This is a genomic window from Acinetobacter sp. GG2 (genome assembly GCF_000292385.1).
Classification (GTDB): domain Bacteria; phylum Pseudomonadota; class Gammaproteobacteria; order Pseudomonadales; family Moraxellaceae; genus Acinetobacter; species Acinetobacter seifertii.
In genome coordinates this window covers 193,955-219,954 of record NZ_ALOW01000039.1, presented here as the reverse complement: position 1 = coordinate 219,954, position 26,000 = coordinate 193,955, and the positions used below count along the sequence as shown (strand labels likewise).

Below are 26,000 nucleotides of genomic sequence, written 5' to 3'. Positions count from 1 at the left end.
AACTCATTAAAGAACCGCTGCTAGTTCAGCACCTTGGCGAATAGCACGTTTAGCATCCAACTCACCGGCTTCTTTAGCACCACCAATCAAATGAACATTCTTACCATCTGCTTTTAATTGGTCATACATTGCAGTAAATGATTCTTGGCCCGCACAAATCACCACGTTATCAACCTCAAGTACTGTTTGTTTTCCATCAACAGTAATATAAAGACCTTGATCATCGACTTTGTCGTACTGTACACCCGCCAACATTTTCACATTTCTGTTCTTAAGCCCTGTACGATGAATCCAACCAGTTGTTTTACCTAGTCCCGCACCTACTGAAGAAGCTTTACGCTGTAACAAATAGATTTCTCGTTCAGAAGCTTCAACTTTCGGCTGCTTTAAACCACCAACATGCTCATAGTGAGTATCAATACCCCATTCTTCATAGAACTTTTCAGGATTTAAACTGCCACTTTCACCTTCATGGGTTAGGTACTCAGCTGTATCAAAACCAATACCCCCTGCCCCAATAATGGCAACACGCTGACCTACAGGTACACGCTCTTTAAGTACTTGTAAGTAGCTCAACACTTTTGGATGGTCAATACCTTCAAATTGCAATTGACGAGGTGTTACGCCAGTTGCAACTACAATCTCATCGAAGCCTGATTGACTTAACTCTTCATAAGTTGCTTTATGATTTAATACAAGCTCAATGTTTGGGCGTAATTCAATTTGACGATTAAAATAACGTAATGTTTCGTAGAACTCTTCTTTACCCGGTACAGTTTTAGCGATATTAAACTGACCACCAATTTGATGGCTTGCTTCAAAAATTTTAACTTGGTGTCCGCGATCTGCCGCATATACAGCAAAACTTAAACCTGCTGGTCCTGCACCAATGACAGCGATATTCTTCTGATTTTGTGCTTCTTTAAAAATCAGTTCTGTTTCATAACATGCGCGAGGATTAACTAAACATGTTGCGATTTTCATAGAGAAAATATGATCAAGACAGGCCTGATTACAACCAATACAGGTATTGATTTCATCACTACGACCTTCACTAGCTTTTAAAACGAACTCAGGATCTGCAAGCATTGGACGTGCCATTGAAACCATATCAGCATGACCCGATGCTAATACATGCTCAGCCATTTCAGGTGTATTAATACGGTTTGAGGTAATTAATGGAACTGAAACTTCACCTTTTAATTTTTCGGTGACCCAAGTAAATGCAGCTCTTGGTACTTTTGTGGCAATTGTTGGAATACGGGCTTCATGCCAGCCAATGCCCGTATTAATAATGGTAGCGCCTGCTTTTTCAATCGCTTTAGCAAGCTGAATAACTTCTTCTAAAGTAGAGCCGCCTTCAACCAAATCAAGCATTGATAATCGGTAAATAATAATAAAGTTTTCACCAACTATTTCACGTGTGCGTTTTACGATCTCAATAGGAAAACGAATACGGTTTTCATAGCTACCACCCCATTCATCATCACGATGGTTTGTTCTTGCTGCTATAAACTCATTAATTAAATAACCTTCAGAACCCATAATCTCAACGCCGTCATAACCGGCATATTGCGCAAGCTTCGCACAGTTTGCAAAGTCATCAATGGTTTGTTGAACCTCAGCTGAAGTCATTGCTTTAGGTTTAATAGGGTTAATTGGTGCTTGAATTGCCGAAGGCGCAACAATTTCTGGCTGATAAGAATATCGGCCTGTATGTAATATTTGTAATGCAATTTTTCCGCCAGCAGCATGGACGGCTTCGGTAATGACTTTATGTTTTTCAGCTTCTTCAGTGCTATCTAACTTAGAAGCATGAGCAAAAGTTAAACCTGCCTGATTGGGTGCAATACCGCCAGTAACAATGAGTCCAACATCCCCTTTAGCACGCTCTGCATAAAAAGCTGCCATACGTTCGTAACCACCTGGCGCCTCTTCTAGACCAACGTGCATAGATCCCATCAGTACGCGATTTTTTAATGTCGTAAAACCTAAATCTAATGGTTTTAATAAATGTGGATATAACGACATAATAACTCCTTGGCTTGCTAATATGCTTGCTTAATGCAACTTGTTGCACAAATTTATAATCAAATTTTGACTTTTATGCAACATGTTGCATAATCTTATGAGTCACACTTTACTTTTGCTTACAAACGGATTGCCATGTCACTTCCCCATGTTTTACTAACCAGCTTACTAGAACGTCCAAGCACTGGCTTTGAACTCGCTCGCCGTTTTGACCGCTCTATGGGCTTTTTTTGGAATGCCACGCATCAGCAAATTTATCGTGAACTCAATAACATGCTTAAAAAAGGCTGGGTCTCTACTTTAGAAAATGAGATGGATAGTGGCCGAAAAAAAACTTATCAGGTCGAACAACTTGGGCGTATAGAACTGGCTTCATGGATGACACAGCAAAGTGAACCTGCACAGCTTAGAGATGACTTAATGGTAAGATTGCGTGCAGAAGCACAATTGAGCAATAATCAAATATTGCCCGAACTATTGCGACATCTTGGTTTACACAAAGAAAAGCTTAAGCTTTATCAAAGTATTTATGATAAAGATTTTAAAGATAACCATGACTTGAATAATCGAGTGCTATATATCCACAAAATGATCTTGGAACTCGGTATTACCATGGAGACTGAGTGGATCAAATGGTTAGAACAAGTCATTCCTCAATTAAAACTTTTTGCTCAAGATAACGTATCTGGAGAATAAACATGCCTTATTACACCATGCCCGATCAGGAAAGTTTATTTGTACGCCGTGTTGGTCGTGGTGAACCGGTATTAGTATTATCTGGATTAGGTATGCAGAGTTGGCAATGGCTACCTTTTATCTATGCAAATCGTAAAGAATACGAGTTTATTATTCCTGACTGGCGTGGTTTTGGCGGTTCAAAAAATTGTGCAATTCCCGACCAAGACGCCATATCCAGTCACTGGCAAGATGTTGCTCATTTAATTGAGCAACTAAAACTTGAGAACTTTATTTTAATGGGTTACTCAATGGGTGCCACCACTGCAATGCATGGTATGAAGCATGCCCATCTTGCACAGCAGTTAAAAGCGTATTTACACATAGATCAAACACCAAAAATATCTGTAGATTCGACATGGCAATATGGCTTATTCGGCCCTTTACATGCCCAATTCAAAAAACTACTCAATGATATTTATCAATTATTATCAAAGCACAAAAATGCCAAGTATCTTTATGAATTAGCGCTTCCAGACCGCCAAGAATTGGTACGCTTATGGGTAGATTTTATTGAATTGCAAAGTAGCAATCCATTTAGTCCTTTTGTTTTTAAAACTGCATTAAAACAACCTTTTTTACAGAAGTATTTGCTGCCGATTCAGCGATTAGATTATTTATTTTGGTATGTCGAAAATTATCTTTTTCACAATGAAGATTATCGTGAAGCGCTTCAGCAACTACAGTGCCCAACAACTTTCTTTATTGGGCGTAATTCGACACTTTACCCAGAAACTGGTCAAACACTTATTGCACACAGCGTTGAACATGCAAAAGCAATTTATTTCGAACGATCAGGCCATACGCCATTACTAACTGAACCGAAAAAATTCGGTCATGAAATCACGACGTTCTTGTCTGAGCTTAAACAAGCTTCTTAAAATAAAAAAAGGATCTGCTAAAACAGATCCTTTTTTAAACCAATAAATCATTAAGCAGAATGAGCTAACTCATTTTCTTTTAATTGCTCAGCAACATTTAACAAAAGTTGTTCAGTTTTATCCCATCCTAAACAACCATCTGTTACAGACTGACCATAAGTCATTTCACACGAAATCTTCTGATTACCATCAACTAAATGGCTTTCAATCATGACACCCTTTACTTGAGTTTTTAATCGTTCAGCAACGATTTGATGCAAAACCTCTGGCTGACGCAAAGGGTCTTTACCACTGTTGCCATGACTACAGTCAATGACTAATGCAGGAAGATTTTGTTTATGTTTTTCCCGTATTGCCTGAATTGAAGCTAAATCATAATTAGGACCATGATTCGCTCCACGCAAAATTAAGTGTGGCAATGGGTTACCAGCACTCTGAATGACAGAAGGTAAACCTTGCTGATTCATACCAAGAAACTGATGCTCATTTTGTGCCGACTGAATAGCATCTAAAGCAATTTGAATTGAGCCATCTGTACCATTCTTGAAACCAATACTGTATGGCATGTGACTTGAGATTTCACGGTGAATTTGAGACTCGCTGGTACGAGCACCAATTGCACCCCAAGCCAATAAATCATCAAAATAACCCGTTGCCATTGGGCTTAGAATTTCGCTCGCAATCGGCAAACCCTTTTCAATAATTTGTAAATAAAGCTCACGTGATTTTTCTAAACCTAATTGTAGATTAGATGATCCATCAAGATTTGGATCATACATATAACCCTTCCAACCTACAGTTGTACGCGGCTTTTCAATATAAGCACGCATTACAATGAATATTTGATCTTTTACTTTTTCTTGTAATTTTTGCAGTTTTTCTGCGTATTCAAGAACCGCAACTGGGTCATGAATTGAACATGGTCCTGTAATAACCATTAAGCGCTGATCTTTACCAGCAAGGATATTTTGAATAATTTGGCGGTGTTCTGCAATTTGACGTGCGAAGGTCTGCACAAGCGGATATTTAGCTTTTAACTGGACAGGTAAACTAACTGGTGTTTCTTTTGTATTACTTTGAGTTAGTAGAGTATTTAAAGCATTCATTGGTCTTTTCCTTTGGACTGAAACCGAATCAGTCCGATCATTTATTTAAGCGTTTTGGATCTATTCGTTGGCAAAGGTAGGCAAAAGTAAAACCAATAAAAGTTGCTAAAGTATGAATAAGTCATGTTGTTCATTTTGAGTTCCTCGATTTGAAAAAGATAAAGCATAAAAAAACCTGATCGGGGTTGCCGATCAGGTATTAACTGTGATGGGCAACTTTCGTGCCCGAATACGCTCAGGCAACTATCTAAATTGCCAGAAATAAAAGTAAGCGTTAGAATTCACAGATTGATTTAACATCTTTATCTCAAATATTAAAAAATGTTCCTTAAATCTAAAATACGCATTGTTGATGAGTTTGACAAGTGTTTTTTGCGAAAATATTTCTTACTTTTTCACTTAAAACTTAACTGGCCACTTTCATAATTAACGGATTAATCCTTGCGGCTGTAAAATAATCAAACTGGCACCACAAAGTACAATCAACCCACCCAAAATATCCCATCTCGTTAAAGCAACCTGATCGACAAAACGTAGCCACATCAGCGCGGTAAAAATATAAATACCCCCATAGGCCGCATAAATTCGTCCAGAGGCAGCGGGATGTAATGTAAGCAACCAAACAAAGAGAGCCAAGCTTAAGGCTGTTGGCAACCATAACCAAGCAGACTTCCCTTCTTTCAAAATAAGATAAGGAAAGTAACAACCTAATATCTCAGCGATGGCAGTAATAATAAATAACCCGAACACACTGAGTATTCGGGTTATAGAAAGACTATCAATTAACATAGATTAAGCAGGTTCTGCCGTATGGTGATCTTCAAAAACTTCAAGTTTAAGACCAACTGCTTTGCCATCTTCTTTCTTCACTGATACCGCCACATTACCGCCATGATCTGCAAGTTCACCAAACAGAATCATTTCAGCTAATGGTTTCTTCAAGTGTTCTTGAATGAGACGTTGCATTGGGCGAGCACCCATTAAACGATCATAACCATTGGTTGCTAACCAGTCACGCGCACTTTGATCTACATCTAGAACCACACGTTTTTCATCTAACTGTGCTTGTAATTCTGTTAAGAATTTATCAACAACAGATTCAATCACTGTGGTTGGTAAAGCTTTAAACTGAATAACACTGTCTAAACGGTTACGGAACTCTGGTGAGAATGCACGCTTCATTGCATCTTGGTTATCTAAGCTATGATCTTGCTCTGTAAATCCAATGCTTGCACGTGAAATACTTTCTGCACCAATGTTTGTGGTCAATACAATAATGACATTTCTGAAGTCAGATTTACGGCCATTATTGTCTGTCAACGCACCATGGTCCATGATTTGCAACAACAGATTAAACACATCAGGATGCGCTTTCTCAATTTCATCAAGCAACAAGACACAATGCGGATTTTTATGGATCGCATCTGTGAGCAAGCCACCTTGGTCATAACCTACATAACCTGGAGGAGCACCAATTAAACGAGAAACAGCATGACGCTCCATATACTCTGACATATCGAAACGAACAAGCTCAACGCCTAGCAATTTCGCTAATTGTTTAGTGACTTCAGTTTTACCAACACCGGTTGGACCAGCAAATACAAAGCTACCCACAGGCTTGTCTGGTGATTTCAAACCAGCACGTGACAACTTGATTGCAGAAGCCAATGCAGTGATTGCTTCGTCTTGACCAAATACAACACGTTTTAGGTCACGCTCAAGATTTTCAAGTACTGATTTATCATCTTTAGACACAGTCTTAGGCGGAATACGCGCAATTTTAGAAACGATGTCTTCAATATTTTCTACAGTAATTAAGCTGTCTTCAGTTTCTGCTTTTAAGCGGCGTTGTGCACCTGCTTCATCGATGACATCAATTGCTTTATCTGGCAAGAAACGATCATTAATAAATTTCGCAGAAAGCTCAACCGCAGAAACCAAAGCTTTGTCGTCATACTGTACGTGGTGGAAATCTTCAAACTTAGTTTTCAAGCCACGTAAAATATCGATAGTTTCAGAAATGCTTGGTTCATTTACGTCAATTTTTTGGAAACGACGAGATAACGCATGATCCTTTTCAAATACCTGACGATATTCTTGGAAAGTCGTTGAACCAATGCAACGTAAAGTACCATTTGCCAAAGCTGGTTTAATGAGATTCGATGCATCCATAGTGCTGCCCATACTTGAGCCTGCACCAATAATCATATGAATTTCATCAATGAATAAAATCGCGTTTGGATTTTTCTTCAAAGCATTCAGCAATTGTTTTAAACGTTTTTCAAAATCACCACGGTATTTTGTACCTGCTACCAATGCGCCAATGTCGAGACTATAGACTTCTGCATTGCTCAGTGGTTTTGGTGCTTTACCATTTACGATGAGCCAAGCAAGGCCTTCTGCAATGGAAGTTTTACCTACACCTGGATCACCCACTAGCAATGGGTTGTTTTTACGACGGCGGCAAAGAATTTGCGCTGTACGCTCAATTTCTTTTTCACGGCCAATAAGTGGGTCTGTTTTTCCTTTTTGCGCTTCAACATTTAAATTGAGCGTATAAAGTTCCAATGGCCCTGCATTGCCTGAATTGCTTTCACCCTCAATGTCTTCAACTTCTTCTTCAACCTGAACTTCGTCTTTACGCGTCCCATGAGACAAGTATTGAGTCAAAGTCAAACGATTAATTTGATGACGTTTAAGTAAATAAACAGCAAAAGAATCACGCTCTGAGTACATTGCGACCAAAACATCCGCACCTTCAACAGTACGATCACCACCACTCGATTGAACGTGGAAAATTGCACGTTGCAAAATGCGGTCGAAACTTTCAGTTGGATGTGGAGCTTGCTCGCTATTTTCGCCAAGCTTAGGAGTATGTTGTTCTACATATTCTTCTAATTCTTTACGTAAAGAAACAATATCAGCTCCGCATGCTTTTAATGCATTCACAGCCGAATCGTTATCGAGTAAGGCTAATAGTAAGTGTTCAACTGTAAGAAACTCATGTCTCTTTTGACGAGCCATGCTAACAGCCAAACGTAATGATACTTCTAATTGACGACTGAGCATGTGACCCCCTTATGCTTTAGGCTCAATCTGGCAAAGTAATGGATGACCTTGCGATCGAGCGTAATTATTAACAAGGTTTGCCTTGGTTTCCGCGATGTCTCTTGGATATACCCCGGCAGTACCTTTACCTTCATAGTGTACTGTTAGCATTACTTGAGTTGCTTGGTCAAGATTCATTGCAAAGTATTGTTGTAAAATTTCAATTACAAAGTCCATTGGTGTGTAATCGTCGTTCAATAATACTACTGCATATAAGGGCGGACGCTTGAGTTCGGGAGGTGCTGTTTGAACAACAACCTCTCCATCATGATCTTCGTTTTGCGAATCACTTAAGCGTGGATTGAAGTGCCAATCGACATAGCCAGACTGCTGAAAAGAAGCCTTAATATCTTTTAAATTTGTTTGACGCTTATTTGTTCGCATATGATGTTACTATTGTGAATTTGCTTCAGCTTGGGGAATTTCTGCAACAAAAGCAGAAGGTGTTTCGACAGGTGCACCACGCTGCCAACTAAAACGCTTAATCACAGGTGTATCAGAACCACCCGTTAAACGCACTTCAATAAACTGAGGTGTGAAACCCTTAGGCATGGTCCAACGGCCTGTTAAACGCTCAAAATCAGTGAAGTTAAAGTTCTTATCTTCAAGCGGCACAACCAAAACTTCTGTATCTTTAATCAGCCTAATCTCTACTGAGCCAGAAGCCCGGCGTTTACTTGGACTCACTTGTACCAGATCAAGCTGATATTCATAAGCATTTTCTGGTAATGGCTTAATTGCCAAATTTTGAATCGTTAAGCTTAAACCACCGCGTTGTCTTAAAATTTCTCGGTAGATATTACTCATACCTTCTTGTTGTGTTTTATCAGCCTTTGTTTGATTCAGTGCTGTAAACAGATCATTCGCATTTGTAACAGCAACATCACGCTCTTGTACAGCAGCGTTCAGGCTTTTATTGACTGCATCTAACGCTGTTTTTTGCTTTTGCACTACTTCAACCAATTGCTCTGCATCTGCATCGTAACCTACAACAGTTAAACCTTGACGGTGTCCAATTGTATAGCCGAGCGCAAAACAACCACTTATTAAAATAGCGGCACCAATAAACAAAGGCTTATTAGTGTTTAAAAATTTTTTCTTTTGCAACGAACTTTCTACAGAAGTCGTCTGTTCCGAGTTTTGCATCGTCATCTCAGTGTTTAAGATCAGAGTCAAGACACACATTTAAATCGAAATTTAAATGTGTGTGAAGCAAAAAAGAGTTTTTTATGGTAATAAACCAATCCCTTGTAAGCCTTCGTCTTCATTAAAACCAAACATAAGGTTCATATTTTGTACAGCTTGACCAGATGCACCTTTTACAAGGTTATCTTGCGCCGCCAAAATAATGAGTTTATTTGGTTGTGGTTTATACAAAGCAATACGTAACTCATTTGCTCCACGTACACTACGTGTTTCAGGTGAGCTGTTTGTAGGCATAACATCTACAAATTTTTCATTTGCATAGAAGTTTTCATACAAAGCTTGTAAGTCTGTTTGCTTACCTGTCTCTGTCAAGTCCACATAAATTGTACTCAACATACCGCGAATCATTGGCACCAAATGCGGTACAAATAATAGACCATCAAACCCGCCTTTCTGTCCCGCAATATTTTCTAATGCTTCGACAATCTCTGGATGGTGACGGTGACCTGCAACACCATACGCTTTAAAGTTATCGGCATTTTCACTGTAAATCATGCCTAAGCTCGCTTTACGGCCAGCACCTGAAACCCCTGATTTAGCATCAATAATAATGTTTTTAGTTTCAATCAATGCTTGTGCAGATTTTAAAAGTGGAGCCAAACCTAATTGAACAGTTGTTGGATAACAACCTGGATTACCAATGACTTGAGCCTGTTTAATTTTTTCACGATTTAACTCAGTTAAACCATAAACAGAATCTTTTAGTACATCTGGACACGCATGTTCCATGCCATACCATTTTTCAAACTGTTCAAGATTTTGCAGGCGAAAGTCCGCTGCCAAATCAATAACTTTGGTCCCTGCTTCGATCAAATCTTTTGCATGTTGCATCGCAACACCATGTGGGGTCGCAAAGAATACAACATCACATTCTTTTAATCCATCAATGTTTAAATCTGAAAATTGAAGATCTGTATGCCCACGTAAGTTTGGGAACATATCAGCAACTGGTTTGCCTGCTTCTGTACGTGAAGTCAGAACTCGAACCTGCGCTTTTGGATGTCGTAATAAAATACGTAATAGTTCAACGCCTGTATAACCAGTTCCACCAACAATTCCGACAGAAATCACGTGCATTACCTCAAATATTGAATCTATACTTGCGGTAGTATGACAGGATGTCCAGGCTTACAAAACCATTTCATGCTTGGTAATTTTAATTTTTTTATTTTTTAGCGTTAATTACATAGCACTTGCTGGTCTGTCAGAACCAAACAAATATCAGTAAATAAATACCAGATTCATTTTTGGAGAGCTAGGATGCTTGATCAATCAAAACAAACAAAGTTGCGCACTTATCTCGGCCTTAGTACTTTAATTTTAAGCGCAGCCCTTGTGGGATGTGGTGGTGGCAGTAGTAGCGGTTCATCTAATACAACGACACCTACTGTTCCAACTCCTGAAGTTACGACAGATTTCACACTTAAAACCCCTGTCGAAATGCGTAATGTTCAACTTAAGGTCTATGACAATACCGATAATAGTATTTTGATTGATACCCAAGTTGCGAGTTTAACAAGTTATAATATTAAACTTCCAAGTACTAAATTGAACCGTCTTTATCGAGTTGAAGTCATAACTCAGGCTTCATCTCAAGTATTTGACCCGATTAATTCTAAATATCAAAGTATTTCTGGTGTTTATCACGCTTTTATTACCCCAAGCTCAATCAGTAATAAAACTCAACTGATTAGTCCAACTTCAGAAGCAATTTATCAACGTGCTGTAATCCGATCAGGTCAACTGCCGCAAGAAACTATAAATCCGAACTTAATTGAAGTATCTCATGCTGACTTGGCTTCTCAAGATGTTTACACAGCTCTTATTAGTGCGTTTAAAGATGCAGCCATACCAAGCTTGAGTCCAGCTAGCCCTCTGACTGTTCTAAATTTATTACAGTATTCAACAAAGCAACCCAGTACTTATGTGGACAGCTATCTTAGCTTTGGATATTTACAATATTGGAATACGATCCACAGCAATACGAACGCTTATCAAGAACTTACAAATAGCCTTGCAACCGATTTAAAAGATGGATATTTAGATGGCAAAAAACTTATTGGTGATAATACAGCCATGACACCTATTTTTAACCCTTCACCAGATAATATTGATCCTGTAAAAAATACGCTTTTGGACATTGCAGCCAATCAAAAAGTAACTCGTGATTATTTTGCTGCTAATTTAAAAGCTGCCACGTTGCAACTGGCAGATTCACAAAGTCAGTCCAGTTTAGACCAAACAGGATATGCTCTTTTGCAGAAAAAACTCTATTCTGGGGTTGTGCCTTCTGGAAATACGACTGATTTTTTCCGTATAGATGGTGCGGGTGATTATCGACGTGCTGTTGGTTTTAGTGGTATTACGGCGACTTGTAATGGTTCGGCTTATCCATGTAAACAAGGTTTGATCAGCATCAATATAGCTGACCCTAAACTACCTGCCACAGACTATTTAGTCGGTCACTATGAGAACAGCGCATCAGGCTGCCAACTTAATTTCCGTGCAAATGGACAAATTGAGTTAATTCAAGGTTCTCAGATTTATCGTTCTGCATTGAGTGCGGATAGTACAGACAACTTACTGCAAACAGATGCTGCAAGTTATAGTTACTTACTTAACTCAAGCTCATCTGAACCAAACAACTCAACGCAGCAATATAATTTTATACAGTTACATATTAAAGCCAATAAAATTGTCAACGCCCAAGCTGGCCTTGATAGCCGCAAAGCCCCAGATGTATTACAAACAAAACAATTGGAATGTAGCTTTAGCTAAGCTGTTATATACCACCACGCAGGCAATGGATTGGCTTTTAATTTTCTGCGGTTCTGCATATAGTTGGGGTCGAACTTTGCAACTTCGGCCCAAAATGCAGGGCTATGATCGAAGTGTTTGGTGTGTGCTAACTCATGAATGCAAACATAACGGGTAATTTGGGCTGGCATAAGAACCAAGCCTGCATGCAGCATAATATTATGTTGACTACTACAACTTCCCCAACGAGTTTTAGGACGTCGGATAGCACACTCTGCATAACTCAACCGAGTTTTTTGGCTAAGCTCTGACAAAAATGCTGGTAACTCTTGTTTGGCATAAGCAATCACGGCATTTTGTAAAGCTTGATAAGGTTGTTGGTCTTTAATGAATAAATAATTATTTTCCCAATCAAACTGAAAAATGCGATGTTGCTTTTGTACAACAACTTGAAAAGGCTGTTCTCTATTGAAAAAAGAAATTTCTGAAGGAATCTCAACGGATGCTGATTGAACGTATTGCTGTTTACTCCACGTCTCGATCAACCATTGTTCAGACTGAGCCAAAAACTGCTGAATCTGTTTCTTGCTACAAAATAGCGGGACAGTCAGTCGTATAGAGGCAGGCTCAACACGTAAGCGCAATTTTCTTGCCCTTACGTGACGAACAATTTTAATTTCTGGCATTTCCACAGACATTACTGTGCAGTACGCTCTTCAATACCATTATTTGTCGCAACAATTGCAATAGTTGCAGGGTTTAACGCAAAAATACCGTTAGTTACAACACCTGGGATATTGTTGATGGTCTTTTCCAAATCAATTGCGTTTAAGATGTTCAAATTAAATACATCTAAAATAACATTACCATTGTCTGTCACCACACCTTCACGATAAACCGGATCACCACCTAAGCTGACCAATTTACGAGCTACAGCAGAACGCGCCATTGGAATTACTTCTACTGGTAATGGGAAATCACGACCAAGTTGATCTACCCATTTCGAATCATCAACAATACATACAAATTTTTTAGCAATTGAAGCTACAATTTTTTCACGAGTTAATGCTGCGCCGCCGCCTTTGATCATATGCATATGACGATCAATTTCATCTGCACCATCCACATAGGCATCTAAGCCACCTACATGGTTCATATCAACCACTTCGATACCTAATTTTTTAAGACGATCTGCTGTTGCTTGCGAACTTGCTACCGCTGCTTCTAACTGTAATTCAGGCAACAAATCAATTAGAAAATTTACAGTACTACCGGTTCCTACCCCTAAAATGCCACCTTTGGGTAAGTGTTTTAAAGCAGCTTTCGCAGCAGCTTGTTTCTTTTCATCTTGGGTTGCATATAGGCTCATTACATCACTCAACTATTTTTTGACATTTATGCGCCAATAATCGGCGCAAATGCACAAGGGTTTGCTACAATAATTTCCTATTTTAAACTGTTATAGGGAAGATGAACATGCTGTCTCGTGTGGTACGACAAATTTTACAAGCAACGGTTTATGATGTTGCAATTGAAACACCTCTCGAAGCAGCTCCACGAATTAGTCAAAAATTAAATAATACAATTCGTTTTAAGCGTGAAGATTTACAACCAGTTTTTTCTTTTAAATTACGCGGTGCTTATAACCGTATTAGTCAAATACCGAAAGACCAACTTGAGCGTGGTGTAATCTGTGCATCTGCGGGCAACCATGCGCAAGGCGTGGCATTGTCTGGTCAACGTTTAGGCATTCCAGCAATTATTGTTATGCCAAGCACTACTCCTGATATTAAAGTTCAGGCAGTTAAGCGATTAGGTGGCCAAGTTGTATTGCATGGCGATAGCTTTGATATTGCAAACAAATATGCTCAACAACGTGCCGAAGCAGAAGGATTAGTTTTTATTCCTCCTTATGACGATGAACTGGTTATTGCTGGTCAAGGTACTATTGCGAATGAAATCTTACGCCAATGGCGCGATGTAGAATATGTATTCGTTGCTGTAGGTGGCGGTGGTTTAATTGCTGGTGTAGCAGCCTATCTAGGTGAAGTTGCACCACATGTAAAAATAATTGGTGTTGAATATGAAGAGTCTGCTTGCTTAAAAGCAGCTTTAGAAACCAATGAACGTGTAGTGCTACCACATGTAGGCTTATTTGCAGATGGTACAGCAGTTGCCCAAATTGGTGCTTTGCCGTTTGATATTATTCGTCTTCGCAAGTCAGATAATTCTGGCCCAATTGTTGAACCTGACATTGTTACTGTAAATACAGATGAAATTTGTGCCGCAATTAAAGATACCTTTGATGAAAACCGCAGCATTGTTGAACCATCAGGCGCAATGGCGTTAGCTGGTATTAAAAAATATGTAGCTGAGCATAAAATTAGCGGTAAAAACATGGTGTCGATTGTTTGTGGTGCCAACATGAACTTTGACCGTTTACGTTATATTGCAGAGCGTACTGAACTCGGTGAACAACGTGAAGCAATTTACGCGGTTACGCTTTCTGAAGAAAAAGGCGCATTCTTAGGTTTCTGCCGTGCCCTACAAGGCCGCAATATTACCGAGTTTAACTACCGCGCAAATAACACAGATGAAGCACAAGTGTTTGTGGGTATTAGCTTAAAAGGTGGCGATGCTGAACGCCATGAAATTTTAGAGCAACTTAAACAGCAAAATTATGTTGTCGATGATTTATCTGATGATGAAGTTGCTAAATTGCATATTCGTTACTTGATTGGTGGTCATGCCAATCTTGATGATGAAAGATTGTTCCGTGTTGAGTTCCCTGAACGTCCAGGTGCATTACTCACCTTCTTAACTCGTTTAGGCCCAACCCACAACATTACGCTATTCCACTACCGAAACCACGGTGCTGCTGAAGGCCGCGTATTAGTTGGCTTACAAGCAACAGATGCGAAACAGAATCCAGATGGCTTAATCGAAACTCTAGAGCAAATTAGCTATCCATATGCAGAAATTACTGACAATGTGGGTTATAAGCGCTTCTTGAAATAATCTTTTATTTTGATAAAAAAGCCGGCAAATTTGTCGGCTTTTTTATGATTTAAGCTCAATATTTTTTATATTTACATTGCTTGTCTTTATCTCAAAGAAAATTTCATTAAAAATAAAGCCCTAATTAAGTATAAAAGGTTATTTATGGCACAGTTCGCGGTCATCGGCTTGGGAAGTTTTGGAGCAACAGTTGCTCAAGAACTCACAAAATTAAATCATGATGTTATTGGCATTGATACAGTCAAAAAGAATGTAGAGAACCTTGCCGATGTTTTAACTCATGCGGTCATTGCTGATGCTACAGATGAACATGTACTAGATGAATTAAACATTCAAAATTGTGATGCAGTTGTCGTTGCAATAGGTGAAGATATTGAAGCCAGTATTTTATGTGTGCTGAATTTAAAAAATCTCGGTATTGATAAAATTTGGGTAAAAGCAAAAACTAAAGCCCATCATACAATTTTATCTCACCTCAATATCAATAAAATCATTCATCCTGAAGAAGACATGGGCGTACGTGTTGCGCAAGCACTCAATTACCCTATGGTGAGTCGTTACATGTCTTTAGATGATGATCACTATATTGTGAAAATTGATATTCCCGAGAAATTAAATGGTATTAACTTGTATGGAATTATGCAGCAAGCACCACAGGTTAAAACACTACTTGTAAAAAGACAGCAGCAAATTCTATTTGAAACTGATGAGACTTTTACCTTAAAAATGCATGATATTATTATTTTGGAAGGTCATTTACAGCAGCTTAAAAAACTCTCACATTGTTTCTCATAAGAAAACGAACTAGAAAATATGTCTCTTAAACCTAAGCCACACAAAACACTGAATTTAAGTCCTCCATCTTTATTAGCGTTAGGGTTTCTAGCATTTATTATATTCGGCACATTGTTGCTTAAGCTTCCTATTGCCAATAACGGACATGTCAGCTGGATGGATGCATTATTTACAGCAACCTCAGCGGTTACGATTACAGGTTTATCTGTTTTAAATATTCATCAATCTTTTACACTTTTTGGGCAAGTCATTATTTTATTACTGATTCAGTCAGGTGGTTTAGGCTTCATGACTTTTGCAATTTTGGCTGCACTAAGTCTATCACCGAAAGTTGGCCTTAAGCAGCAAATGATGGCTCAAGACAGTCTTGGTCAAACCAGCCTCTCTAAAGTGACCTTTGTTGCAAAAGGTGTTGTCGCCTATACTTTTCTTTTTGAATTGATCGGAACCATAATTCTTACGACTGCATTTACACCTGCGTTTGGTTTTGCTCGCGGTTTGTATTATGCAATTTTTTATAGTATTTCTTCATTTAACAATGCGGGTTTTTCTTTATTTAATAATAGTTTAATGGGGTTCCAAAACAACTATGTCATCTGCCTAACAGTGAGTTTACTTTATATCTTAGGTGGACTTGGCTTTTTAGTTTTGATGGATATCAAGCAGAATAAAAAGTGGAAAAAACTAAACCCCAATAGCAAACTAATACTTACAACAATAGCGATTATTAATTTAGTCGCCTTCATATTAATCTGGGCTCTAGAAGCGCAGAACCCACATACATTAGGAATGCTGAGTGTAGGCGATCAAGCTTTACATGCTTGGTTCCAAGCAACTGTTCCACGATCTTCAGGGTTTAATACTATTGATACAGGTGCAATGACCAATAGTAGTTCATTGGTTATGATGCTACTCATGTTTATTGGTGGCGGCTCACTGAGTACCGCTGGTGGTATTAAGGTAGGAACCTTTGCGATATTGGTTTTAAGTGTACTTTCATTTCTAAGGCGTACAGATGAAATTAGAGTCTTCAATCATTCTGTTTCTCATGAAACTACTTATAAGGCCTTAGCAGTTACTGCAATTACCAGCATTCTTATATTTATTGGGTTCTTCATACTTTTGCTTTTAGAACCGAAAGCTGACTTTATGAACTTATTATTTGAAGTGGTATCGGCAGCCTGCACAGTTGGACTTTCTCGTGGTATTACCCCAGATTTACACAATGGTAGCCTGTTTATCTTAAGCCTACTTATGTTTGCAGGAAGACTTGGACCTTTAACTCTGGCATATTTGATCGCCACACCTAAAAAGAGTCGTCTCAAACATCCTCAGGCCAACATTCAAATTGGTTAATAAAAAAAGCCGCTTTTACAGCGGCATTTTTATCAGCTTGAACTTAGTACCAGTTCATGAGTGAAACACCCAAACCTGCATAAGTTGCGCGGTGGTTATAGTCAATTAAGCTTTCACCATATCCATTAAATAGCTGAAAGTGACCACGTAACTTACCACTAATTGGGAATGCCCAGTCAAACTGAACTGCACCATGAGAGTCATCACCACCTTTTAAAGAGTGGCGTAGCATTAGCGAGAAATCGTTATCTTTCCACTTATAAAAAGCAGTTAAATCCCCACGCCCAACATAGTCTTCAATATCAGGGTTGTTATCATCTTTGGCAGCCTCATTAATGCGTACCCAAGGACGAAGCATGACAGCAAAGTTACCACGCTCTAAGCCCACATTAAAAATGACACGGTTCCAGCTACGAGATAAAGGATCTGAACGACCATTTGACTGGTGATTTAAAGTTACACCTAATAAACGACCATCTAAACCGAGCAACTCATAGTTTGTTCTAAACATTAAACTTGCTTCAGGCTCATAGTTCGTTTCACGGAAAGGACGAGATTCTTTAGCATTAAATGTCTGCCAACGTGAAGATTGCGTATACCCCACCCACAAATCACCATTGTTGCCAAAAATATTTTCCCAAGCTTTCGTTTTCAAAGAAATTTGAAATTTAGTTTCCGTAGATTTCAAATCTTGAGCTTCTTTAACAGTGTTATTGGGATTTGGACTACTTGGAAATTCATTTTTATCACTAGTCCAAAATACAGGTAGTAAATAAACAGGCTGATAAGCACGAATATTCCAAACACCAAGCTTACTCTTTTCAGATAACTCCCACCGTTGGTCTAGTAAAGAAGTGGTAGGCTCAATTTTTGGAGCCTTCCCTATTACTTTTATATTACTAACCGTATTTACAATCTTCTCTTTAAATGTTTCAGGTTGAACAGCAGGCTGATCAACTTTTTTAACAGGCTCTGGGACTGCTGCAGCTTGCAGAGCGGGCAAAGCCGAGGGTTTAAATACAGAGTCATAACAAGCTAGGCGATCAGCATTTGAAGCAAGGGCAACACATGCATCTACGGTCGCAGGTTTTACAGGGGCTAAGGTGTCAGCATATGCCACCGACGCACATAAACAGCTAAGCAGGGTTCCCATACTTAGCTGTAATGATGTGCGTTCAAATTGTCTGAACGCCATGTTCATCTCCAATTTTTATTTTAATTAACTTGTTTAATTGTAAAGCCCAGTTGCTGCAATTCATCACGTTTTGCAAAAGGTGCAACCACAGCTTTTACAGGTGCTTGTTCAACTAAATATTGACGCGCAACACGCTGTAAGTCTTCTAGAGTCACATGCAATAGTCTTTCACGTAAGGTACGGCGGAAAGCTGGAGTTCTTGCATGTAACAGTGCATAACATGCTGTAATTGCTTCACCTGCTGGTGAACCAGGTTTGTCCATACTCGCCACCAGACCAAGAATTGCTTCTTCTAGTTGATGAGGTTGTTGCTCCGTAGTTAGCAACCATTGCACGCTCGCTTCAAAGTCTTTAAACGTCTCAGCTAAACGTGGGTCACGGTAACTAAAGAAGCGGAATGAACATGCATTTCCATCATAACTAGCACCACCACCATAAGCACCACCTTTTTCACGAATAGCGCTGTGTAAGAAACCATTACGCAAGTAGGCTGCCAACACCATTAAAGGTGCTGCATCTGGATGAGACACTTCAACTGCTTGATATGCAGAAGCACAGAACTGAACATTGGTTTGAATTAACCATGCTTCATGTTCGTTCGTATTTTCTTGCTCAACTTGATTTAACTCAGCCGCTGCATTATCAACGTTTAATTTATCCCAAACGTTTTGAATTTCTTCAACTAAACGCTCTGACTGATGCTCTTCACATACCAATAAGAACTGTTTAGGTGCTTGCAATAATTTGGTATGGATATGCTTCAATTCAGCAATAAGTGCATCGTAAGCGGCATCGTCTTGAGTAATTTTAGTAACAAGCTCACCCAACCAGTTCAACGCACCTAAGCCTGTGTTTTGATAGTCGCGTTGAGCTAATGCACTCATATTACGAGAAGCAATCTGCATCGCATAACTATGACCCGCGCCTGACAAACGAGACTGCCAACGTGTCTTACGTTGCTGTAACAACTCAATAATTCGCTCTTTCTCATCGAAGCGAAGTTGTTCAAATGCTAGTTTTAATAAATGAATCGCATCGAACTTCTGAGTTAAAGATTTAGTCGTTAAAGTTAACCAAGCACTAATTTTGTCTTTATCGTCAACTTTACTGCGTAACGAAGCACCCATTCCCAAACCACCACTTACAGCTGTTTGTAAGTTTTGTAGTTCAAGATAGTCATACTCACCTGCACCAACTTCACCCATTAAGATAGAGAGCAAATTGAAATATGGTGAGCTAACAACATCATCAGGAATCTGAATGAGGATTTGTTGATAGTAAATACCATTCGTTCCGGCATGATACAAATTCAACGGCGTATCCATTCGATTACAGATAATTTCACGCAATTGACCTTGTACAATATGCAAGTCAGCAGGAACGTCTTCTAGACCAACTTTAGGTAATAGCTCAAGATTGTCTGGTGTATCTTGACGTTCTTGTAATGCTTTGGTTTTAGCAACGATCTCTGCTTTGTCTTCTTCAGTAAGCTTTTCACCAATCGCAGCTAAACGTGCCTTTTCAGCTTCTTGCTCTTTTATAGACTTGGTTGCATCAGGTACTAAAGTCATTTGGACACGATGTGGGTTATCTAACAAATGTGTTTGAATTAAATTAGATAACCACATTGGGTCTTGAAGTTCTTCTTTGACCTGAGCAATGGCACTATCCACATCCCAAATCTGAATTGGGTCATTATGGTGAATAGCGCCACTTAAACCATTTAAGATCAGGCTTAAACCATATGGTGTACCGTCACCATTAATTTCACGTTGATGCAATTCGATTTGATGCAAAATCGCATCAACTAAAGCTGAATCAATTGGTTTTGCAGCTACTTCACGTAAAATATTTAAAACACCATCTTTAAAGCTTTCTGCATACTCTGGGTTTGAACCTTGAACACCACAGTAGAATGTCATTTCAAAGTTACTGTCATCTACGCCCATTAATGGACCAGTTGACTGAGCATAACCACAAGTTTCTAAATAATGACGTAGTGGCGACGCGGAGTTTTCAAGTAAAACACCTTCAACCAAACGCATACCTAGACGTAGTTTGATATCACTCGCTTGCGGTAACAACCAAGACAATACATGGTAAGTTTTATCTTTTAACTCATCTCCATCAACAGCATAGTTTTCTGTAACTTCTACAGGTGCTGTTAAACGTTTTTCTGGTTTTGAATATAAAGTTGTACCCGCAGCAAACTTATGTAGAGCTAGTTTTTCAAATTGCTCTTGTAACTCATATGCCGTTTGGTTACCGAAGGTCATAAATACCGCATTACTTGGATGGTAATGAGTTTTATAAAATTCGACTAACTGTTCATACGTTAAATCAGGAATATCTTTAGGATCACCACCTGAGTTGTAGTGATATGTAGTTTCAGGGAATAGATGATGAGCCAACTGGTGATAAAGCTGATCAGACGGTGCACTCATTGCACCTTTCATTTCATTGAACACTACGCCTTTATATACAGGCTGATCGTTTTCAAGTTCAATACGAATACCTTCTTGAGCAAAATCAAGAGGATTTAAATTTGCTGAAAAAGCTGCATCAAGATAAACAGAGAGTAAGTTTTGGAAATCTTTCTTATTTTGAGTTGCAAATGGATAGGCTGTCCAATCTGCTGCTGTAAACGCGTTCATAAATGTATTTAATGAACGGCGAATCATTAAAAAGAATGGGTCACGAACAGGAAACTTTTCAGAACCACATAAAGCTGTATGCTCTAAAATATGTGCAGTTCCTTTAGAATCCATCGGTTGTGTTCTGAACGCAACAAGGAATACATTTTCATCATAATCAGTTGCCAAGTGATAATGCACCGCACCTGTGATTTTATGCTTATATTCAGACACTAAAATATCTAATGCTTCAACATGGTGCTGACGTAGCAACTGAAACGCAGGGTGAACAGTTTGAGAAATGGTTTCAGTGACATCTACAGTCATGTGATCTCCTAACATATCGAATAAGTGAATAAGTCTCATTATAGCCTGAGTCGGCTTGAGATTGCCGAACAAAAGCCAAGTAAAATACTATGTTTTTGTTGAGTATTAGTTTTCATGGGCATAGCTTTGATATCAAACACATAGCCCACATGGTTGTATCCTAGCAGAACAAAACCTTTTAATACTATCTATATGCTATACAACACACAAAAAAGCTCATCATTTCGATGAGCTTTTTTTGATATTTGTTAATTAAAAACGATAGCGAAGTGCGACTTGTGCATTTAGCGGGTCACCCATCATATTTGAATCATTTGCTCCACTATGGCCTGAAACAAAATAATCGCGATCAAACAAGTTATTTAGGTTTAAGTTCACATCATAACGTTCACTTTGATAACCTAAAGCTGCATTTACAACAGCATAACCTGCTAAAACGTTTTTGTTGTCTGGCGCACTAAAGCGTGATGATTCACCACGACCACCTACAGCTGCATACCAATGATCATTAATTTGATATTTTAACCACAGGTTAGCTGTGTTGTTTGGCGTAAGCGCTGAGTGATTACCCGTAAATCCAACAGTCGACTTTTCAATCTTACCATTCATATAAGAATAGCCAGCTAGCACTGACAACTGATCAGTCAACTGACCTGTTAATGAAAGTTCAACACCTTTGGTTTTTTGCTCGCCTGCCAATAATGCTTGATTTGGATTAGCTGGATCTTGATTTTGAATATTGGTTTGGCTCATTTCAAACAAAGCCAATGTCACATTCAATTGATCATTTACATCCCACTTTGCACCCACCTCATAATTTTCGGTTTTTGTCGGCTTTAAATCATCACTGTTTTGATAAAAAACAAATGAATCAGCCAAAGGCTGGAATGAACGGTTATAAGAAGTATAGAGTGAAAGATTGCTTATTGGCTGATAGACCACTCCAATTCGTGGAGAATAAGTATTGTCAGTACGGTTTAAGTCTAAATTCGCGCTTGTTTTATCATCACGATCTTGAGATAAATTGTCATAACGTAAACCAACTAAAACTTTAAGCTGGTCTGTAACAGTCATTAAGTCTTGCAGATACACGCCGTAGTTTTCAAAAGTATTGCTATTGTTATTACGTGCAGCTGTAGTTCCTGTATTAATAGGCGCCCAGTACTCTAATTTAGGGTCATATAAATCTGTGGTTGTTTTAGCACCTTGCCAAAGTATCTCATCTTTATGCTGCTTGCTATATTCAGCACCTATTAAGGTATTATGCTTTAAGAAACCTGTATTAAATAAAGCGCTCAACTCTTGTTGAACATACACACCATCTTCATTACGCAAGCGTTTATTTTGAGTCAAAGTAATTTTTGACTTATCAGCAGGATGCGTATCAACACTATATTGACGGTCTAATGAGTAGTTATAGTGGCGAACTGCACCATGATATTTGAGTTGATCATTAAACTCATGGTCTAAGCTGATAGTTTGACTTGAGATTTCAGTGTCAACATCCCCGACTTCTTTACCGTTTAATGCACCATAAAAAGTTTTAGGATTTGTTTTAACAGGTTTACCTGTAATTGGATCTGTCGGAAAACCTTGATCAGCTAAACGGTCATCATGTAAATAGTCGGTCTGAAGTAAAAGTTTAGTTTTATCGCTAATATCCCACTGTACTGATGGAGCCACCGCCTGACGTTTTAAAAAGGCCTGATCACGATAACCATCTGAATCTTCAACTGCACCAGTTAAACGAACCTTAACATTCTCTGCTACTTTTTCATTCACATCGACTTCTGCACGGCGTTGACCTGTAGTACCACCAATCAGGCTCACTTCACGCAAAGATTGATCCATTGGTTTTTTATTAATTTTATTGACCAAACCACCCGCCGAACCACGCCCATAAAGTACAGAGGCAGGTCCTTTTAATACTTCGATTCGTTCAACATTCGACATATCACGGAAATACAATGCATCATCGCGAATACCATCTACATAATTATCTGTGATTGCTGAGAAACCGCGAATCATGACCTGATCACGCTGTCCATCACCGACACTAAAGCTTAAACCAGCAACGTTTTGCAAGGCACCTTGCATAGAAGTCACAGTCTGCTCTCTTAGGATTTGTTTAGGAACAACATTTACAATTTGAGGAACATCTTTTAATTGCATAAGTCCCTTAGTAGCACTGGATGCTTGCCCTGCTTCTTGTTTTAAACTGATTTCCTTGTCAGCTTTGACTGAAATTGTTGGAAGATTGGTTACAGCTTGTGAGTCTGCCTCTGCGGCATATACTTGGCCTGTTATAACCCCAAACGATGAAATAAATAAAATAGAACGTTTCATGTAAGTTCGCTATGAATAATTTCAGGCGAAGTTTCAATGAAATACTATACATTTGTAAATATTATCAAGAATCATTATTAATTGATAATATTTATTAAAAGGATTGTTTCAATAGCCTAGTCAAAACATACTTTGTCTGCTAACCGCTGAATTACCTGAATTTTATTCAACAAACTACAGCAAATGTGAGCAATGGTGTAAACTTATAAATCTGATTTTTTACTCTGTGACAACACATATGACAACTGTAGATCTTTTTGCAATTGGTAATGCATTAATCGACCAAGAATTTAAAGTGTCTGATGATTTTCTTAGTCAGCAAGGCTTACAAAAAGGCACAATGCAGTTGTCTGACGGTGAAACACAATCTGCTTTATATGAAAATTTAAAGCAAACTCAAGATTACAAAGGCCAAGCAAGTGGCGGCTCTGCTGCGAACACAACTGTAGCCTTTAGTGCATTAGGCGGTAGCGCTTTTTATGGCTGTCGTGTTGGTCATGATCAATTGGGTGAAATTTATCTACAAGGTCTAAACGAAGCTGGCATCCAAACCACTGCTAAGTCAATCAGTGAAGGTGTAACAGGTACCTGTATGGTACTTATTAGCCCAGACTCTGAGCGTACCATGCATACTTATTTAGGTATTACGGCCGAACTTTCTCAAGATCAAATCGATTTTGAGCCACTTAAAACAGCAAAATGGCTTTATATCGAAGGTTATCTCTCTACAAGTGAAACAGCTCGTAAAGCAGTAAAACAAGCGCGAGAAATTGCAAAAGCTCACGGCGTTAAAATCGCTTTATCTTTATCAGATCCTGCAATGGTTCAATATGCCCGTGAAGGCCTAGAAGAGCTGATGGATGATGGTGTAGATTTATTGTTCTGTAATGAACAAGAAGCTTTAATGTATACCAATACGACTACAGTTGAAGATGCACTTGCTCAATTACGCTTTAAAAACCACACCATTGTGATTACACAAAGTGCAAAAGGCGCTTTAGTTGCAAACCCTACGCAACATTTTCATGTGGCAGGTCGTCACGTAGAAGCTGTAGATACAAATGGCGCTGGTGATGCTTTTGCAGGCGCATTCCTCTATGCATTAAACCATCACGAAGATTTAAATGCTGCTGCACAGTTAGCCATCCTAATTTCTAGTGAAGTTGTGTCGCAATTTGGTCCTCGTTTAGCCATTAATGACTATGCTAAACTTCTTGAAAATTTTCAGAAGGAATGTGCTTGAAATGGAAAGGATCTGTATGACGGAAGAAGTTCCTGAGCGTGAAGCTAGAGCTTTTGACACTTTACAAGGAACGACTATTTTCATTACACAGCGTGATGGCTCATTCTATGCTTATCAGAATTTATGCCCACATTTGCAAACCGAACTTGAATACTTAGAAAATCAATTTTTAGATCAAGACCAAGAATATATTCAATGTTCTACTCACGGTGCTTTATTTAACGTGGAAACTGGTGAATGTATATCAGGTCCTTGTTTAGGTGATTTTTTAAATAAAGTTGAGATTAAAGTCCATTCAGATGGCGGTATTTATATCGTAGACTAAGATCATCAACATTAGAGTTTCTACCATGGCTGATTTCTTTTTTAATTATTATCTTATGCCATTTCATTTAAGTGTTGTGGCTTTGATATTGCTCAGCGTGGTAGAAACCATTGGTATGTATATTGGATTACGTCCAAGCCAACTACTTAAAAAAATTGCACCCGACTGGCTTACTAACTCACCATTACTAAATGTTAAATTTTCTAAAGCTCTAATTTTCGTTTTTTTACTTATTAATTTCAGCTTTGCAGGTTATTTCTTACAACTCTCTTTCTTTGCAATACAGCATTACTTTATAACTCCTTTTTATTTAATTATTCCTGCACTGGTCATCGCAATCTTTTTTACTGTATTCATGATCCACTGTCTTGACCAAGTGATTAAACCAAAGCTCACTCACACCAATTACAATCTGTTAGGACGACTAGCAACTATTTCAAGTGGCAGTGCTAGACCAGGTTTTTCAGCTCAAGCACGCGTAAGAGATGAATTTGGTCAACTACATTATGTTCAAGTTGAACCAGAATATGGTGAATTAGAATTATATTCACAAGTGATTTTAGTGAGAGTTCAAAAAAGCCACTATCTTGCAAAAAAGATTTCGATGTCCAACGACTTATTTGCACCAGACTAATTTTTATACTTTTATACCCTTTTTAAGATTTATCAAAACAATATTTTTTATGGATACTCTTTCTTAACTGAGTCATATCCACTCCCTTCTATTTGTTCAATTTTTATTTTAAACCAACCAAAATACTCAAAATAAAAAATAACCAAGCATTTTAGTTGGATTTAATTTTTATTATTTACAAGTGTTTTAGTTGGATTTAACAATCAATTCAAACCATTTTAGTAAGATATTTTATTTTAAATTATTTAAACACCTAAGTTATTGTTTTAAATAATAAAGATAATTAAGTTTTTATTTAAAATAT

At 38.4% G+C, this 26,000-nt stretch carries 21 protein-coding genes; 9 read left to right on the top strand and 12 right to left on the bottom strand.

All coding sequences use genetic code 11. The features are described 5' to 3' along the window. Positions 1–6: 6 nt before the first annotated feature. Positions 7–2,031: an NADPH-dependent 2,4-dienoyl-CoA reductase gene (locus tag B554_RS0115640; protein WP_019458783.1), complete on the bottom strand. Its 2,025-nt coding sequence runs from the start codon at positions 2,029–2,031 to the stop codon at positions 7–9. Positions 2,032–2,166: 135 nt separating this feature from the next. On the opposite strand from B554_RS0115640, the gene B554_RS0115635 reads away from it, so the two are divergent. Continuing rightward, the gene (locus tag B554_RS0115635; protein WP_019458782.1) at positions 2,167–2,727 is read left to right on the top strand and encodes a PadR family transcriptional regulator; all 561 of its coding nucleotides are present in this window, start codon (positions 2,167–2,169) and stop codon (positions 2,725–2,727) included. A gap of 2 nt (positions 2,728–2,729) precedes the next feature. Continuing rightward, positions 2,730–3,647 (top strand): alpha/beta fold hydrolase, encoded by a 918-nt coding sequence (locus B554_RS0115630; RefSeq protein ID WP_019458781.1) that lies wholly within the window; start codon positions 2,730–2,732, stop codon positions 3,645–3,647. A 50-nt stretch (positions 3,648–3,697) separates the two neighbouring features. Here B554_RS0115630 and B554_RS0115625 read toward each other — a convergent pair whose 3' ends face one another. From B554_RS0115625 to argC, 6 genes are all read right to left on the bottom strand, one after another. Continuing rightward, positions 3,698–4,753: a 3-deoxy-7-phosphoheptulonate synthase gene (locus tag B554_RS0115625; protein WP_019458780.1), complete on the bottom strand. Its 1,056-nt coding sequence runs from the start codon at positions 4,751–4,753 to the stop codon at positions 3,698–3,700. 426 nt (positions 4,754–5,179) lie between these two features. Continuing rightward, positions 5,180–5,542, bottom strand: coding sequence for a YnfA family protein (locus tag B554_RS0115620; protein WP_019458779.1), 363 nt, complete (start codon positions 5,540–5,542; stop codon positions 5,180–5,182). 3 nt (positions 5,543–5,545) lie between these two features. Continuing rightward, positions 5,546–7,822 (bottom strand): ATP-dependent Clp protease ATP-binding subunit ClpA, encoded by a 2,277-nt coding sequence (clpA, locus tag B554_RS0115615; RefSeq protein WP_019458778.1) that lies wholly within the window; start codon positions 7,820–7,822, stop codon positions 5,546–5,548. Between the two features lie 9 nt (positions 7,823–7,831). Further along, entirely contained in the window at positions 7,832–8,245 is a 414-nt protein-coding gene (gene clpS / locus B554_RS0115610) for an ATP-dependent Clp protease adapter ClpS (protein ID WP_001260033.1), read from the bottom strand. A 9-nt stretch (positions 8,246–8,254) separates the two neighbouring features. After that, positions 8,255–9,013 (bottom strand): DUF6776 family protein, encoded by a 759-nt coding sequence (locus B554_RS0115605; protein ID WP_081400416.1) that lies wholly within the window; start codon positions 9,011–9,013, stop codon positions 8,255–8,257. Positions 9,014–9,088: 75 nt separating this feature from the next. Next, entirely contained in the window at positions 9,089–10,144 is a 1,056-nt protein-coding gene (gene argC, locus B554_RS0115600; RefSeq protein WP_019458776.1) for an N-acetyl-gamma-glutamyl-phosphate reductase, read from the bottom strand. A gap of 183 nt (positions 10,145–10,327) precedes the next feature. On the opposite strand from argC, the gene B554_RS0115595 reads away from it, so the two are divergent. Beyond that, entirely contained in the window at positions 10,328–11,845 is a 1,518-nt protein-coding gene (locus B554_RS0115595; RefSeq protein WP_019458775.1) for a hypothetical protein, read from the top strand. Here B554_RS0115595 and B554_RS0115590 read toward each other — a convergent pair. Both B554_RS0115590 and rpiA read right to left on the bottom strand, forming a co-directional pair. Continuing rightward, positions 11,842–12,522, bottom strand: coding sequence for a SprT family zinc-dependent metalloprotease (locus B554_RS0115590; RefSeq protein WP_019458774.1), 681 nt, complete (start codon positions 12,520–12,522; stop codon positions 11,842–11,844). The genes B554_RS0115595 and B554_RS0115590 overlap by 4 nt on opposite strands. Continuing rightward, on the bottom strand, positions 12,522–13,193 hold the full coding sequence (gene rpiA / locus B554_RS0115585) for a ribose-5-phosphate isomerase RpiA (protein ID WP_004791976.1): 672 nt from the start codon (positions 13,191–13,193) through the stop codon (positions 12,522–12,524). Before rpiA ends, B554_RS0115590 begins: the two co-directional genes overlap by 1 nt. Before the next feature lie 101 nt (positions 13,194–13,294). Between rpiA and ilvA the strand changes: the two genes are divergently transcribed. From ilvA to B554_RS0115570, 3 genes are all read left to right on the top strand, one after another. Continuing rightward, positions 13,295–14,842, top strand: a complete 1,548-nt coding sequence (ilvA, locus tag B554_RS0115580; RefSeq protein ID WP_171057802.1) for a threonine ammonia-lyase, biosynthetic — start codon at positions 13,295–13,297, stop codon at positions 14,840–14,842. A gap of 144 nt (positions 14,843–14,986) precedes the next feature. Beyond that, positions 14,987–15,637, top strand: a complete 651-nt coding sequence (locus B554_RS0115575; protein ID WP_004701301.1) for a potassium channel family protein — start codon at positions 14,987–14,989, stop codon at positions 15,635–15,637. Between the two features lie 18 nt (positions 15,638–15,655). Next, complete coding sequence (locus B554_RS0115570) at positions 15,656–16,993, top strand: TrkH family potassium uptake protein (protein ID WP_019458772.1); 1,338 nt, start codon at positions 15,656–15,658, stop codon at positions 16,991–16,993. 43 nt (positions 16,994–17,036) lie between these two features. Here the strand turns inward: B554_RS0115570 and B554_RS0115565 are convergent, their stop codons facing one another. The 3 genes from B554_RS0115565 to B554_RS0115555 form a co-directional block, all read right to left on the bottom strand. Then, positions 17,037–18,188 carry a phospholipase A gene (locus tag B554_RS0115565; RefSeq protein ID WP_019458771.1) on the bottom strand — a complete coding sequence of 384 codons (1,152 nt, stop codon included), beginning with the start codon at positions 18,186–18,188 and terminating at the stop codon, positions 17,037–17,039. A 20-nt stretch (positions 18,189–18,208) separates the two neighbouring features. Then, entirely contained in the window at positions 18,209–21,148 is a 2,940-nt protein-coding gene (locus tag B554_RS0115560) for an insulinase family protein (protein ID WP_019458770.1), read from the bottom strand. A 252-nt stretch (positions 21,149–21,400) separates the two neighbouring features. Beyond that, complete coding sequence (locus tag B554_RS0115555) at positions 21,401–23,494, bottom strand: TonB-dependent receptor (RefSeq protein WP_019458769.1); 2,094 nt, start codon at positions 23,492–23,494, stop codon at positions 21,401–21,403. Between the two features lie 238 nt (positions 23,495–23,732). Between B554_RS0115555 and B554_RS0115550 the strand changes: the two genes are divergently transcribed. Genes B554_RS0115550 through B554_RS0115540 form a run of 3 tightly spaced genes read left to right on the top strand, consistent with a single transcriptional unit; the run spans position 23,733 to position 25,696 of the window. Then, positions 23,733–24,737 carry an adenosine kinase gene (locus B554_RS0115550; protein WP_019458768.1) on the top strand — a complete coding sequence of 335 codons (1,005 nt, stop codon included), beginning with the start codon at positions 23,733–23,735 and terminating at the stop codon, positions 24,735–24,737. Between the two features lie 16 nt (positions 24,738–24,753). Further along, positions 24,754–25,062: a Rieske (2Fe-2S) protein gene (locus tag B554_RS0115545; RefSeq protein WP_004701295.1), complete on the top strand. Its 309-nt coding sequence runs from the start codon at positions 24,754–24,756 to the stop codon at positions 25,060–25,062. 25 nt (positions 25,063–25,087) lie between these two features. Beyond that, positions 25,088–25,696 carry an OB-fold-containig protein gene (locus tag B554_RS0115540; RefSeq protein WP_004701294.1) on the top strand — a complete coding sequence of 203 codons (609 nt, stop codon included), beginning with the start codon at positions 25,088–25,090 and terminating at the stop codon, positions 25,694–25,696. The last annotated feature ends 304 nt before the right edge of the window (positions 25,697–26,000 follow it).